Origin of the sequence: Burkholderia sp. AU15512, assembly GCF_002223325.1 — a bacterium.
Taxonomy (GTDB): domain Bacteria; phylum Pseudomonadota; class Gammaproteobacteria; order Burkholderiales; family Burkholderiaceae; genus Burkholderia.
This window is the reverse complement of sequence record NZ_NKEX01000003.1, coordinates 80,107-93,811: the sequence shown is the minus strand read 5'-3', so window position 1 is coordinate 93,811 and position 13,705 is coordinate 80,107. Positions and strand designations below refer to the sequence as shown.

General features: G+C 67.6%; 13 protein-coding genes. 3 read left to right on the top strand and 10 right to left on the bottom strand.

Annotated features, from left to right (window positions below):
• Positions 1 to 99: 99 nt before the first annotated feature.
• The 4 genes from CFB43_RS02975 to CFB43_RS02960 form a co-directional block, all read right to left on the bottom strand.
• Positions 100 to 942: a hypothetical protein gene (locus tag CFB43_RS02975; protein WP_256989904.1), complete on the bottom strand. Its 843-nt coding sequence runs from the start codon at positions 940 to 942 to the stop codon at positions 100 to 102.
• 82 nt (positions 943 to 1,024) lie between these two features.
• Positions 1,025 to 1,588, bottom strand: coding sequence for a barstar family protein (locus CFB43_RS02970; RefSeq protein ID WP_089439207.1), 564 nt, complete (start codon positions 1,586 to 1,588; stop codon positions 1,025 to 1,027).
• Positions 1,589 to 1,604: 16 nt separating this feature from the next.
• Positions 1,605 to 2,036 (bottom strand): ribonuclease domain-containing protein, encoded by a 432-nt coding sequence (locus CFB43_RS02965; protein WP_031398890.1) that lies wholly within the window; start codon positions 2,034 to 2,036, stop codon positions 1,605 to 1,607.
• A gap of 377 nt (positions 2,037 to 2,413) precedes the next feature.
• Positions 2,414 to 4,756 carry an NADP-dependent malic enzyme gene (locus CFB43_RS02960; RefSeq protein WP_306427099.1) on the bottom strand — a complete coding sequence of 781 codons (2,343 nt, stop codon included), beginning with the start codon at positions 4,754 to 4,756 and terminating at the stop codon, positions 2,414 to 2,416.
• Positions 4,757 to 4,891: 135 nt separating this feature from the next.
• On the opposite strand from CFB43_RS02960, the gene thiL reads away from it, so the two are divergent.
• The 3 genes from thiL to CFB43_RS02945 are packed head-to-tail and all read left to right on the top strand — an operon-like array spanning position 4,892 to position 6,963.
• Positions 4,892 to 5,890: a thiamine-phosphate kinase gene (gene thiL, locus CFB43_RS02955; protein ID WP_089494077.1), complete on the top strand. Its 999-nt coding sequence runs from the start codon at positions 4,892 to 4,894 to the stop codon at positions 5,888 to 5,890.
• A complete protein-coding gene (locus CFB43_RS02950; RefSeq protein ID WP_089494076.1) occupies positions 5,880 to 6,431 on the top strand; it encodes a phosphatidylglycerophosphatase A family protein in 552 nt (183 codons plus the stop codon). Before thiL ends, CFB43_RS02950 begins: the two co-directional genes overlap by 11 nt.
• 31 nt (positions 6,432 to 6,462) lie before the next feature.
• Positions 6,463 to 6,963, top strand: a complete 501-nt coding sequence (locus CFB43_RS02945; protein WP_034186407.1) for a CinA family protein — start codon at positions 6,463 to 6,465, stop codon at positions 6,961 to 6,963.
• 38 nt (positions 6,964 to 7,001) lie between these two features.
• Here the strand turns inward: CFB43_RS02945 and CFB43_RS02940 are convergent, their stop codons facing one another.
• The 6 genes from CFB43_RS02940 to araG form a co-directional block, all read right to left on the bottom strand.
• A complete protein-coding gene (locus CFB43_RS02940; protein ID WP_089494075.1) occupies positions 7,002 to 8,060 on the bottom strand; it encodes a phosphorylcholine phosphatase in 1,059 nt (352 codons plus the stop codon).
• A 221-nt stretch (positions 8,061 to 8,281) separates the two neighbouring features.
• The gene (gene pyrF, locus CFB43_RS02935) at positions 8,282 to 9,109 is read right to left on the bottom strand and encodes an orotidine-5'-phosphate decarboxylase (RefSeq protein WP_011350899.1); all 828 of its coding nucleotides are present in this window, start codon (positions 9,107 to 9,109) and stop codon (positions 8,282 to 8,284) included.
• 39 nt (positions 9,110 to 9,148) lie between these two features.
• Entirely contained in the window at positions 9,149 to 10,210 is a 1,062-nt protein-coding gene (locus tag CFB43_RS02930; protein ID WP_089494074.1) for an aldose 1-epimerase, read from the bottom strand.
• A 49-nt stretch (positions 10,211 to 10,259) separates the two neighbouring features.
• Positions 10,260 to 11,066 (bottom strand): SDR family NAD(P)-dependent oxidoreductase, encoded by an 807-nt coding sequence (locus CFB43_RS02925; RefSeq protein WP_089494073.1) that lies wholly within the window; start codon positions 11,064 to 11,066, stop codon positions 10,260 to 10,262.
• A 29-nt stretch (positions 11,067 to 11,095) separates the two neighbouring features.
• Entirely contained in the window at positions 11,096 to 12,112 is a 1,017-nt protein-coding gene (gene araH / locus CFB43_RS02920) for an L-arabinose ABC transporter permease AraH (protein WP_089494072.1), read from the bottom strand.
• 70 nt (positions 12,113 to 12,182) lie between these two features.
• On the bottom strand, positions 12,183 to 13,694 hold the full coding sequence (gene araG, locus CFB43_RS02915; RefSeq protein WP_089494071.1) for an L-arabinose ABC transporter ATP-binding protein AraG: 1,512 nt from the start codon (positions 13,692 to 13,694) through the stop codon (positions 12,183 to 12,185).
• Positions 13,695 to 13,705 lie beyond the last annotated feature (11 nt).

Below are 13,705 nucleotides of genomic sequence, written 5' to 3'. Positions count from 1 at the left end.
CGACACGCCCTGACCGCACGCCACCCTGCCGCCGCACGACAAGCGGCCCGGCATCGCCGCGGGAATGCGGCCCGTGGCGATGCGGCGGTCTATCGCAACTTACTTGTCGCTCGACGAGCCATGCGGCATCGCTTCTGACAACGCATCGAGCACCGGCGTCAGCACGTCTTGCGGGCTACCGGTCGTCCAGCCGCCGCCGAGGCTGTAGATATCGATCTTGCCCGTCACGGGGTACGTGACCGGCGCTGCGTCCAGCACCTTCGCCATGCCGGAGAAGATCGCATTGAACGCGACAATCCGGGCCGCACCATTCTTCAGGCGGCCGTTGCCGAGCTTCGCCTCCAGCGCCTTCGCGCCGGGCCCCACATCCGGGACGCGGCACGCAAATTCCACCGTCGCGATCGTTTTGCCCTCAATCGCCGAGTTCGGTCGTTGCGACGACCCGGTTGCCTTGCACTCCGAGCGATTGATCGCACGCTGATAGGCCGCTGCCATGCTCTCAACCGACGGACGCAATGCGGCACTCGCCTTCGCCGGCATCGGCACCAGCAAGTCTTCAGCCATCTCCTTGCGCATCGAATCGCCCATCTTCGACAGAACGTCGACGTTGAGCGCGTCCTTGCCGCCGTAACTCGCGCGCACCGCATCGTTGAATTCGCGGGCTTTCGACACATCGCCGTTGACGAATGCGCCGATGTAAAGGTCGACGGTCTGCTCAGGCGTCAGCGGCGCGGCATGCGCGGCGCCCGCCGCGACCACCAGGGGCAGCACGACGGCGCGTGCGGAACGGGAAATATTCATGGGAAGACAGCCCTCTCTCGATGGTTTGTTTTGTGCGCCCGACGCGGCGGCTGCCGCGGCCGGGCCGACCGAGATTGTCTCGAAAAAAGGTGCCGGATGAAAGGCCGGTGTCAGCCGGCCATACGCCGTTCCGGCCCGCACGCATCGCGCAGGCGCAAAAAAGCCCGCTCGAGGCGGGCTTCCGAAAGATGATTCGCCAAATCGGCCGCTGGCCGGCGTGCGCTTACGCGAACGAGTAGAACACGCGGAACGCGACCTTGCGCTCGGCCCAGAATTCGGCCGCCTCGCGGAACACGTCGAGCAGCGTCTCGCGCCCTTCCTTGTCGAACTTCTGCGCGATCGGCAGCCCTTCGAGGACGATCACGAAACCGGGCTGCGCGCCGGCCTTCGCGACGAGGTCGGTCAGGGAGTCGTACAGCGCGTCGTAGTTCTTCCCGAAATGCTTCGGGAACAGGAACGACGTCGCGATCGTTTCCATCACTTCCTGCTTCGACTGCGCGGCGCCGCAAAACGCATACAGGAAATGCTGGCCGAGCCGGCCGGCTTCGTCGGCAAGATCCTGCACGCGGAACGCGCGGATCGACTGCACGAGATTGGGTCGCACGGTCGTGAAAAGGCTCATAGGCTCCTCGTTCGATGAAAGCCCGGGCTCGGCTTCCTGTTGCTCCGGCGTGCCGCCAGCCTGCGCCGCCGCGTGCAGTTGGATCACGCGCTGAAACAGATTGCCGTCGCCGGCCGCGAACAGTTCCGCCGCCGCCGTTTCGTGCGCGTAGATGGAGTCGCTCATGCCATTCGTCCCGAAGTCATTCAACAATACGTTTAAAACTGTTGTAGTGGTCGCCCGTGTAATAACAGTTGTCGATCCGGCGCAGTGGCCCGCCGCAGACGATCCGGCGCGCACCGCGATTGCGGGCACGCGGCGTCGGCACCGTGTACTCATGGTAGTAGCCGCGCTTCGCTTTTGGCAGGATCCGCTCGCGGTTGCCAAACACGACGCCGTCTTTCTCGTACGGATAGGGACCGCCAGCGCCGATCAGGCCCAGCGTGGTCACGGCCTCGCGCGGAAGACGGGCGGTCGGAATCGTATCGAGCCCGCTCGCCGCCACGTCGGCCGGAACGGCCTCCCGTGCGTAAGCGGCGGAAACCAGACTGCCCGTCGGCGTGCCGACGATACCCATCGCGAACATCGCGAAGACGGACGCGAGCGCGCCGTTGCGGAGCCACTTGCGTGCCATGAACCAGGGTTCCCGCTGTTAAATCAAGTAGTTGACGACCAACAAAGGCGTTAGCGTAGCGTTATTGGCCGCGCGAATCAATGTCCGTTTGGGAATCGAAAGCGTCGTGATATCCGGAATCGCGCATTTCTTACCGAAATTACACTACATTTATCTTACATAGGATAAAATCCGGACGGCATCTCGCCAATGGTGGGAACTGCCTCCCTGCCTTGCTCGCTGTCTGGAGTGGAGAGATGCTGCTTGTTGCTTGCGGGAAGCGCGTATGCGCCCTGCCCGGCGGCGTGCCCATTGTGGGCACGCCTCTTTTTGCTTTTGTTTACAATTTTCCCGACGCGCCACGCCGGTTCGACCGGCCTGGCGCGTTCGTTTTGGCGTTAGCGCGTGGCGTTCACGTCGGCGACCAGCAGCGCCGCCATGTTGACGATGCGGCGAACGGTCGCCGATTCGGTCAGCACGTGCACCGGCTGCGCCGCGCCCAGCAGGATCGGCCCGATCGCGATGTTGTTGCCCGCGGCCGTCTTCAGCAGGTTGTACGCGATGTTCGCGGCGTCGATGTTCGGCAGGATCAGCAGGTTCGCTTCGCCTTCCAGTGTCGACTCCGGCAGGATTTCCTTGCGCAGCGCCGCGTCGAGCGCGACGTCGCCGTGCATCTCGCCGTCCACCTTCAGCTCCGGCGCACGTTCCTGCAGGATCGTGAGCGTATCGCGCATCTTCTTCGCCGAAGGGGCGTTGCTCGTGCCGAAATTCGAGTGCGACAGCAGCGCGACCTTCGGCTCGATGCCGAAGCGGCGCACTTCTTCCGCCGCCATGATCGTGATCTCGGCCAGCTCTTCCGGGGTCGGGTCGACGTTCACGTGGGTGTCGACGAGGAAAATCTGGCGGCCCGGGAGCACGAGCCCGTTCATCGCCGCGTACACGCTGCAGCCCGGGCGCTTGCCGATCACCTGGTCGATGAAGTGCAGGTGGCGGTGCGTGGTGCTGATCGTGCCGCAGATCATCCCGTCCGCTTCGCCCTTCTTCACCAGCATCGAGCCGATCAGCGTCGTGCGGCGGCGCATCTCGACGCGCGCAAGCTGCTCGCTGATGCCCTTGCGCGCCATCATCTTGTAGTACGTCTGCCAGAAATCGCGGTAGCGCTCGTCGTGCTCGGTGTTGACGACCGTGAAATCGGTGCCCGGCGTCAGGCGCAGGCCGTAGCGCTGGATACGGTGCTCGATCACCGACGGGCGGCCGATCAGGATCGGCTTCGCGAGTTTTTCGTCGACGATGATCTGTACGGCGCGCAACACGCGCTCTTCTTCGCCTTCCGCGAACACGACGCGCTTCTTCTCTTCCGGCGCGGCGCGCGCAATCTGGAAGATCGGCTTCATCGTCGTGCCGCTGTGGTACACGAACTGCTGCAGGTGCTGCTTGTACGCGTCCATGTCCTCGATCGGGCGCGTCGCGACGCCGCCGTCCATCGCGGCCTGCGCGACGGCCGGCGCGATCTTCACGATCAGGCGCGGATCGAACGGCTTCGGAATCAGGTATTCGGGCCCGAACGACAGGTCCTGGATGCCGTACGCGGTCGCGACGATGTCGCTCTGCTCGTGCTGCGCGAGCTCGGCGATCGCGTTGACGGCCGCGATCTCCATTTCACGCGTGATCGTCGTCGCGCCGACGTCGAGCGCGCCGCGGAAGATGAACGGGAAGCACAGGACGTTGTTGACCTGGTTCGGATAGTCGGTGCGGCCGGTCGCGAGAATCGCGTCGGGGCGCACTTCGAGCGCCGCTTCCGGCAGGATTTCCGGCGTCGGGTTCGCGAGCGCGAGGATCAGCGGACGCTCGGCCATGCCCTTCACCATCTCCTGCTTCAGCACGCCGGCGGCCGACAGGCCGAGGAAGATGTCCGCGCCGTCAATCACTTCGGCCAGCGTCCGCGCTTCCGTTTCGCGGGCGAAACGCTCCTTGTCCGGATCCATCAGCTCGGTGCGACCCTTGTAGACCACGCCCGCCAGGTCGGTCACGATGATGTTCTCGAGCGGCAGGCCGATGTCGACCAGCAGGTCGAGACACGCGAGCGCGGCCGCACCTGCGCCGGACGCGACGAGCTTAACCTTCTTGATGTCCTTGTTGACGACCTTCAGCCCGTTCGTGACGGCCGCGGCCACCACGATCGCGGTGCCGTGCTGGTCGTCGTGGAACACCGGAATCTTCATCCGCTTGCGCGCTTCGCGCTCGACGATGAAGCAGTCCGGCGCCTTGATGTCTTCCAGGTTGATCCCGCCGAAGGTCGGCTCCAGCGCGGCGATCACGTCCACCAGCTTGTGCGGGTCCGACTCGTTCAGCTCGATGTCGAACACGTCGATGCCCGCGAACTTCTTGAACAGCACCGCCTTGCCTTCCATCACCGGCTTCGACGCGAGCGGGCCGATGTTGCCGAGACCGAGCACCGCCGTGCCGTTCGTGACGACGCCGACCAAGTTGCTGCGCGCGGTGAAGCGTGCCGCGTTGAGCGGATTCTCGACGATCTCCTCGCACGCGTACGCCACACCCGGCGAGTACGCGAGCGCGAGGTCGCGCTGGTTGATCATCTGCTTGGTCGGGGCGATCGCGATTTTCCCGGGGGTCGGGAATTCGTGATAGTCGAGCGCGGCTTCGCGAAGTTTGGCTTTGGAGGAGGCTTGGGTAGACATGTGTCTCTTGGCGGGCGGATTAGAATGACTCTTCGACGGCATTGTAGCGCCAATCATCGGCCGCCAGACCGGCGATTCGGGTGCAACAGCCGCGACAAAATTGTACTGAACGGTGCAGGAACGCCGCCGCTCGCCTCGTACAATGCCGTTCCTTCCATCGTTTCGGATCCATCCGCCGTGCCAGCCGCCCTCTCCGAATTTTCGCTGATCGAACGCTTCTTCACGCGCCGCGCCGCGCAGGGCGCCCGTGCGTCGACGCTCGGCATCGGCGACGACTGCGCGTTGATCACGCCCCGATCCGGGAAATTGCTGGCCATTTCGACGGACATGCTGGTGGAAGGCCGCCACTTCTTCCCCGACGTCGCACCCGACGCGCTCGGCCACAAGACACTCGCGGTCAACCTGTCCGACCTCGCGGCGATGGGCGCCGAGCCCCGCGCGTTCACGCTCGCGTGCGCGCTGCCGCGGGCCGACGCCGCGTGGCTGGAAGCGTTCAGCAACGGGCTGTTCGCGCTCGCCGAGCGCTACCGCTGCGAGCTGATCGGCGGCGACACGACGAGCGGCCCGCTGAACCTGTGCGTGACCGTGTTCGGCGAAGTCGCGCCCGACGCGGCGCTGCGGCGTGACGCCGCGCGCGACGGCGACGATGTCTGGGTATCCGGCACGCTCGGCGATGCGCGCGCCGGCCTCGGCGTCGCGCGCGGCGAATGGACGGCCGGCGCAAACGAATCAGCCGCGTTCCGGCGCGCGCTCGAGTACCCCGAACCGCGCATCGCGCTCGGCCTCGCGCTCGCGGGCATCGCGCACGCGGCGCTCGATCTCTCGGACGGCCTCGCCGGCGACCTGCAGCACATCCTGGCCCGCTCGAACGTGCGCGCCGAGATCGATGCCGACGCGGTGCCGCGCTCGGCCGCGCTCGCGACGCTGGCGCCCGACGTGCAGCGCCGCTGCACGCTGGCCGGCGGCGACGATTACGAACTGTGCTTCACCGCGCCGGCGGCGGCCCGCGCGGCGGTCGAGGCGGCGGGCGTGACGGCCGGCGTGGCGGTTACCCGAATCGGTACAATACGCGCGTTGTCCGCGCCGTCGGAGCAGCCCGCGATCACTTGGCGCGACGCTGCCGGCGCGCCCCTCGCTCTCACGTTGCACGGCTTCGACCACTTCCATGCAGACTGACCCGACGCCCGCGCACGCCGCGGCCGAGCCCGGCGCCGCATCCGGCGGCAACGCGCCGCGGCGCGCGACCGCGCGCTTCATGCTGTCGCACCCGGCGCACATCGTGTCGATCGGCTTCGGCAGCGGGCTCGCGCCGATCATGCCCGGCACGTTCGGCTCGCTGTTCGGCTGGCTGACGTTCGTCGTGCTCAACCGTTACCTGACGGTGCCCGAATGGTGGGCGCTGATCGCGGCCGGCTTCGTGGCCGGCACGTGGCTGACCGGTTTCACCGCGAGGAAGATGGGCTCGGCCGATCCGGGCGCCGTCGTCTGGGACGAGATTGTCGCGATCTGGCTCGTGATGCTGTTCGTCACGCCCGCGACCTTCGTCGGCCAGTTGTGGGCGTTCGTCGCGTTCCGCTTCTTCGACATGCTCAAGCCGCCGCCGATCCGCTATGTCGAGCGCCGCCTGAAAGGCGGGCTCGGCATCATGGTCGACGACCTGGTCGCCGCGTTCATGACGCTGCTCGTGATCGCCCTGTGGCGCTCCGTCGTCGGCTGACCGATTTTCCGACTCCCGTTTCCCGACGCGCATGCCAACCGATTCCGTCGTCCATCAGCTTGCGATCCGCGCAGGCAACAAGCTGCGTGACGAGCACCTGACGCTCGCCACCGCCGAATCCTGCACCGGCGGCATGATCGCCGCGGCGATCACCGACATCTCCGGCAGCAGCCAGTGGTTCGAGCGCGGCTTCGTCACGTACTCGAACCAGGCCAAGATCGAGATGATCGGCGTGCCGCCCGACCTGATCGACAAGCACGGCGCCGTCAGCGAGCCCGTCGCGCGCGCGATGGCCGAAGGCGCGCTGCGCAACAGCCGCGCGCAGGTCGCGCTGTCCGTCACCGGGATCGCCGGCCCGGCCGGCGGCAGCGAGAAGAAGCCGGTCGGCACGGTGTCGTTCGGCTGGAGCAACCGGCTGCATACCGACGTCGAGACGCTCGTGTTCAAGGGCGACCGCGAACAGATCCGCACGCAGGCGGCCGCGCATGCGCTGCGCGGGCTGCTGAAGCTGCTCGACGAGCGCGAGGGCTGATCGGGCCGGGGGCGCACGCCGCGCCCCCGCCTGCCCGCTTACTGGATCGCGTCGGGCTTCACGACGATCCAGTTCTTGTCCGCCGTCACCGGCAGGCCGAGCGACTTCTGCCGCGCGGCCGATTCGTCCGACCACGCGCGGATCTGCGCCATCTGCTTGTCCTTCTTGTTCACCCACACGCGCACGCCGCCGCGCGCGACGTCGGTCGCGTTCAGCAGCATGTAGCCGTCGGACGTCGGCGTGTCGCCCGCGACGAGCACCGGCTTCTTCCACTGGTCGATCCAGCCGACGATCGAGCCGAGCTTGCCCTCGTACCACGTCATCGGGTTCATCAGGAACGGCGTGATCACCAGGCTGCGGTTCGCGGCCTCGTCGTACTTGCCGGCCTTGATCTGCAGCCGCGAGGTGGTCAGCGCGCCGGTTGCCGGGTTGCGCAGCAGCGTCGTCACGCCGATCACGTTCTGCGGCTTCACGTTGTAGCCGTACTTCGGGTCGGACAGCACGAGCCGCGCGAGCTCCTCATGGGCGGCCGTCATCACGTAGACCTCGATCCCGTTCTCGCGCAGCGCGTTGTACAGCTCCTGCATCCCGCGGAAGAAACGCGGCGGGTTCACCGTGCCGTCGACCACCTTGTCGCGCTGCCAGTAACGGATCGGGATCGGCTGGCCGTCGGCGAGCATCGCGTCGACGTGGCGCTTCAGGTCGGCCAGCGACTGCCCGGCGAACGCCTGCGCGATCCACGGGTAGCAGACCAGGTCGTCGATTTCGCACAGCCGGTAGTAATAGCTCGTCAGCGATTCCTGGTAGTCGGCGGAATCCTTGAACGGGATCAGCTTCAGCGACGGGTCGAGCGTGTCGCGCGTCAGCACGCCGCGACGCTCGAGGTACGGCAGCAGCGACTCCTCGAGGTCGTAGCGGTAGGTCGTGTTGTCGGCGTCGAACACCGCGTAGTCGCCGCGGTGCGCGTGCGCGGCGATCATCTCGTTCAGCGCCTTCGCGCTATCGGCCGGCCAGTGCGAGAGATCCGCCGCATGGGCGAAGCTCAAGCACAACGATGCGGCAAGCGCGCTCAGAAGACGTCGGGACAGCTTGGGCATGGCGTCGCTCCTTTCTTGACATTTTCGTGACGGATCGATGACAAGCGGCAGCATCGCGCGATTGGCGCGCGGGGATGCGGTGCGGAAGCGACGGGAAGTTGTCCGCGTGCGCCAGTGCGGGCCGGGCAGGCGGAAGAGCGGAAAAACGGGAGGAAAGCGCCGGGCTCGCGCGTGGGAGCCCGCCGGAACCGGCTGCCCGGACGGGCAACCGGCGCAACCCATCAACGATGCGCGTTGATCGTGTCGCGCGTCTTCTGCGCGGCGAGCGCCGCGGCTTCGGCGAAATCCTCGCCCTTGCTCGCGTACAGGATCGCGCGCGACGAGTTGATCATCATGCCGGTGCCGTCGGCCGTGCGGCCCGCGTTGACGGTCGCCTGCACGTCGCCGCCCTGCGCGCCGATACCGGGGATCAGCAGCGGCATGTCGCCGACGATCCCGCGCACGATCTCGATTTCCTTCGGGAACGTCGCGCCGACCACGAGGCCGAGCTGGCCGTTCTTCGCGTTCCACTTGTTCGCCGCGAGATCCGCGACGACCTGGTACAGCGGCCGGCCGTTCGTGTCGAGGAACTGCAGGTCGGAGCCGCCCGGGTTCGACGTGCGGCACAGCACGATCACGCCCTTGCCTTCGTGCTCGAAGTACGGCTCGACCGAGTCGTAGCCCATGTACGGATTCACCGTGACGGCGTCCGCGCGGTAGCGCTCGAACGCTTCGCGCGCGTACTGCTCGGCCGTGCTGCCGATGTCGCCGCGCTTCGCGTCGAGGATCACCGGCAGGCCCGGATGCTGGAGGTGGATGTGCGCGATCAGCCGTTCGAGCTGGTCTTCCGCGCGATGCGCGGCGAAGTAGGCGATCTGCGGCTTGAACGCGCTCGCGTATTGCGCGGTCGCGTCGACGATCTGCCGGCAGAATTCGAAGATCGCATCGGGCTGGCCGTCGAACTGCACGGGAAAGCGCGACGGCTCGGGATCGAGGCCGACGCACAGCAGCGAGTTGGTGCGCTGCCACGCGGCGCGCAGCGATTCGATGAAAGTAAGCGGGGAAGACATGGCGGGTACTCGCGGCAAACCGTTGGTAGACCGCGTATTTTACCCGCGTCGCCGGCGCGCCTCGCGCGAAGCCGCATTGCCGCGCGCATCGGCGCGCTCGACGGTGAACGCGAAACGCCGCGTGAGCCGCTCGCCGGGCGCGAGCAGCGTCATCCCGTGCGCGGTCGCACCGCCCGGCAGGTTCACCGCATTGATCGGATGATCGACCGGCTCGAAGCAGAAGAAATCCTCGCCGGGCGGCGTATAGAGCACGTACGCGTCGGCGTCGGCCGCCACCGTCAGCGACAGCCCGCGGCGCGGCCAGCTCACCGTCGCGTGGCCGCCCCAGCCGGTGAACGCATGATTGACGAGCGCGGCCGGCAGCGGATACGCGACGCCGAACTGCCAGGCCGGCGGCACGCTCACGTGCCGCACCGGCAGGAAATCCGCGCCCGACAGCCACAGCCCGCCGGCAGCCGCTGCCAGTTCGGTCGCGGTATCGCGCACGAGGAACGGATGCACGCCGAGCCCGAACGGCAGCCGCGCGCGCCCCGCGTTCTCGATCGTCAGCGCGATCGACAGCGTCGCGTCGTCGAGCTCGAACGACTGGATCGCGCGGAACGCATACGGCGCGCCGGCGGTGCGATCGAGCGACAGTTGCAGCGACGTGCCGGTCGCATCGTCCACCTGCCACCGCGCGAGCCAGCCGTCGCCGTGGATCGGCAGCGGCTCGTCGCGGCGGTTGCGCGGCACCGCGACCTTGCGCCCGTCGCACTCGAACCGCCCGTCGCCGATCCGGTTCGAGTAAGGCAGCAGCGGATAGCACGCGAGCTCGTTCGGGTCCGTCGCCGTCTCCGGGTGCTCGCAGCGGCGGAACACCGGCATCAGCGCGCCGTTGTCGCCACGCCAGTCGAAGCGCGCGATGCCGCCGCCGAGATGCGGCAGCACGTCGAGCCGCAGCGACGCGTTCGACAGCGAGACGGCCGCCGCATGCGCGGCGCCGACGCCCTGCGCGAAGGCTGCTGTCTGCGGGCCGGCGCTGACCGGCTGCGCGGCGGCGGCCAGGCGCGCACGGCGCGACTGGCTGGTGGACGACGATGCGCTCGAGGACGTGGCGGTCATGGTGAACTCCTTTCCTTCGTCGAAGAATCGATGCGGGTCGTGCGGACGGTCAGGCCCAGCCGCCGTCGACGATCACGTCCTGCGCGGTGATCATCCGGCTGTCGTCGGCCGCGAGGAACAGCGCCATCCGCGCGAGATCGGCGGGCAGCAGTTCGGCATCGAGGCACTGGCCGGCCTTGATCGCCGCGCGGCCCGCGTCGTCGAGCCACAGCCGGCGCTGCTTGTCGGTCATCACCCAGCCGGGCACCAGCGAATTCACGCGGATGCCGAACGGGCCGAGGTCGCGCGCGAGGCCGCGCGTCAGCCCCTGCACGGCCGCCTTCGCCATCACGTAGACGGGATAGCCGCCGTTCTTCAGCATCCAGCTGATCGAGCCGAGATTGACGATCGCGCCGCCGCCCTGCCGCTTCATGTCGTCGATCACCGCCTGCGCGGCGAAGAACTGGTGGCGCAGGTTCACCGCGATGCCCGCGTCGAACGATGCGGGCGTCACGTCGCCGATCGCATGGCGCGTGTCGTTCGCCGCGTTGTTCACGAGCACCGCGATCGCGCCGATGCGCGCGCGGATCGCGTCGATCGCATGGCGCAGCGCGTCGATGTCGGTCAGGTCGCACGGGAGGAACAGCGGCGCATGGCGTACGTGCGCGAGGCGTTCCGCGAGCGCGGCGCCGGCCGCCGCGTCGAGGTCGACGAACGCGACGCGCGCCCCCTGTTCGGCAAAGTGCTCGACGAACGCCGCGCCGATGCCGGTCGCGCCGCCCGTGATCAGCACCGCGCGATCCTCGAGGCTCGGGTAGCGTGCAAAGCGCGCGTGGCTCGCGGTGTGCGGGTCATGCGCGGAAGTGTCGATGGTCATGCGGTTCGTCTCCGTGAGAGCGGATCGGGTCAGTCGCGGACGCCGCGGTTCTTCAGCTGGTCGAGCAGCACGGCCGCGAGCAGGATCGCGCCGCGCACGAGGTACTGGTAGAACGCGTCGATGTTCAGCAGGTTCATCACGTTCTCGACGGTGCCCATGATCAGCACGCCGATCACGACGCCCGAGATCGTCGCGCGGCCGCCCATCAGCGACACGCCGCCGAGCACGCACGCGGAGATCACGTTCAGCTCGAAGCCCTGCGCGGCGTTCGGCTGGCCCGACGTGATGCGCGAGGCGAGGATCACGCCCGCGAGCGCCGTCACCGCGCCCTGGATCAGGAAGATGTACACGCGCGTGCGTTCGACGTTGATCCCCGCGAGCCGCGAGGCTTCCGGGTTGCCGCCGATCGCGAGCGTGTTGCGGCCGTAGACCGTCTGGTTCAGCAGCACGCCGAACGCGATGAAGCACAGCAGCGTGACCCAGATCGGCAGCGACACGCCGAAGAGCGTGAGCCCGCCGAGCGCGATGAACGTATCCGACGACACGCCGACCGCCTGCCCCTTCGACACGATGAAGCCGAGCCCGCGCACGATCTCCATCGTCGCGAGCGTCGTGATCAGCGCGTTGATGCGCAGGTACGCGATCACCGCGCCGTTCACGAAGCCGATCGCGGCGCCGGCCACGACCGCCGCGACGATCGCGACGAACGTGTTGTCGGTCGCGTTCAGCACCATCGCGCACAGCACGCCCGAGAACGCGACGGTCGAGCCGATCGACAGGTCGAAGTCGCGCGACGCGAGACAGAACATCATCGTGCACGCGACCATGCCGATCTGCGAGATCGACAACGCGAGGCCGAGCATGTTGTCGATCGAGAAGAAGTGATCGACGGTCAGCGACATCGTGATGAACATCACCGCGAAGATCGCGATCAGGCTGTATTCGGTCAGATGCTGCCACCACTTCTGGCGGTCGCTCTGCTGCGGCACCAGCGCGTCGGCCGACGGCTTCACGGCGGCGCTGCCAAGGTTTTCGTTGACTTGCATGATTGAGTCTCCTGCTCCTGCATCGCACGGCCCGCGCCGTGCCTGTCCGATTCGATTGTCGTGTGCTGCGTCAGGCCGCCTCGACGGCGCTCGTCTGCGGCAGCGCCAGGTTCAGCACCGCGTGCTCGTTCGCCTGCTCGCGCGGCAGTTCGCCCGCGATCCGGCCTTCGCGCATCACGACGATGCGGTCGGACACGCCGAGCACTTCCGGCAGCTCCGACGACACCATCACGATCGCGCAGCCGCGTTCCGCGAGCCGGTAGATCACGTCGTAGATCTCGTGCTTCGCGCCGACGTCGATCCCGCGCGTCGGCTCGTCGAGGATCACGACCTTCAGGTCGGGCTCCGCGAGCCAGCGCGACAGGATCGCCTTCTGCTGGTTGCCGCCCGACAGGAAACGGATCTTCTGGCGCCGGCTCGGCGTCTTGATCTTGAGCCGCTGGATGAAACGGTCGGCCGTTTCGCTTTCGGCCTTGCGATTGATGAAGAGCCCCGCGCGCAGCGAATGGCGGCGGCAGCTGATGTTGATGTTCTCCGCGACCGACGCGATCGCGATGATCCCCTCTTCCTTGCGGTCCTCGGGACACAGCACGATGCCGTGGCGGATCGCGTCGCCGGTGCGCTTCACGTCGATGCGCGCGCCGTCGAGCGTCAGCACGCCCGCACGCCGGTGATCCGCGCCGTACACGAGCCGCATCAGCTCGCTGCGGCCCGCGCCGACGAGCCCGAAGAAACCGACGATCTCGCCCGCGCGCACCGAGAAGCTCGCGGGTTCGCGCAATGCCGGGCCGTCGATGCCTTCGGCCGCGAAGCGCACGTCGCCGAGCGCACGCGGCGCGTAATGATAGATATCCGAAATCTCGCGCCCGACCATCTCGGCGACGAGCCGTTCGCGCGGCACGTCGGCGAGCGATTCGTGCGACGCGATCTTGCGCCCGTCGCGGAAGATCGTGCAGGCGTCGCACAGCCGGTAGATCTCGTCCATCCGGTGCGAGATGTAGATCAGCGCGCGGCCCTGCGCACGCAGGTCGTCGACGAGCTTGAACAGCACTTCGGTCTCGCGATGCGACAGCGAGCTGGTCGGTTCGTCGAGCGCGATCACGCGCGCATTGCGCATCAGCGCCTTGCAGATCTCGACCATCTGCCGCTGCGCGATCGACAGCCGCCCGAGCCGCGCATCGGGATCGAGGTCGACGCCCATCGCGGCGAGCCGTTCGCGCACGAAACGCTTCGCCTCGCGCTTCCTCACCCAGCCGAACGCATTCGGCAGGCGGCCGAGCAGCAGGTTTTCCGCGACCGTCAGGTCGGGCACGTACTGCAGCTCCTGGTGAATCACCGCGATGCCGGCCGCGATCGACGCGGCCGCACTCGCGAACTGCACGGGCCGGCCGTCGACCAGCACGCTGCCCGCATCGGGCTGGTATTCGCCGCCGAGAATCTTCAGCAGCGTCGACTTGCCCGCGCCGTTCTCGCCCATCAGGCCATGCACCTCGCCCGCATGCACGTCGAACGAGATGCCGTCGAGTGCGCGCACGCCGGGAAAGACCTTGCCGATATTGTCAAAACGCAGTGCCGCTGACACGTCGTCTCCCT

Coding starts and splice junctions, on each gene's coding strand:
- araH (WP_089494072.1), bottom strand. CDS start 12,112: ATGCAAGTCAACGAAAACCTTGGCAGCGCCGCCGTGAAGCCGTCGGCC.
- CFB43_RS02965 (WP_031398890.1), bottom strand. CDS start 2,036: ATGGCACGCAAGTGGCTCCGCAACGGCGCGCTCGCGTCCGTCTTCGCG.
- CFB43_RS02960 (WP_306427099.1), bottom strand. CDS start 4,756: ATGCCGTCGAAGAGTCATTCTAATCCGCCCGCCAAGAGACACATGTCT.
- CFB43_RS02945 (WP_034186407.1), top strand. CDS start 6,463: ATGCCAACCGATTCCGTCGTCCATCAGCTTGCGATCCGCGCAGGCAAC.
- CFB43_RS02930 (WP_089494074.1), bottom strand. CDS start 10,210: ATGACCGCCACGTCCTCGAGCGCATCGTCGTCCACCAGCCAGTCGCGC.
- CFB43_RS02925 (WP_089494073.1), bottom strand. CDS start 11,066: ATGACCATCGACACTTCCGCGCATGACCCGCACACCGCGAGCCACGCG.
- pyrF (WP_011350899.1), bottom strand. CDS start 9,109: ATGTCTTCCCCGCTTACTTTCATCGAATCGCTGCGCGCCGCGTGGCAG.
- CFB43_RS02970 (WP_089439207.1), bottom strand. CDS start 1,588: ATGAGCGACTCCATCTACGCGCACGAAACGGCGGCGGCGGAACTGTTC.
- CFB43_RS02940 (WP_089494075.1), bottom strand. CDS start 8,060: ATGCCCAAGCTGTCCCGACGTCTTCTGAGCGCGCTTGCCGCATCGTTG.
- CFB43_RS02950 (WP_089494076.1), top strand. CDS start 5,880: ATGCAGACTGACCCGACGCCCGCGCACGCCGCGGCCGAGCCCGGCGCC.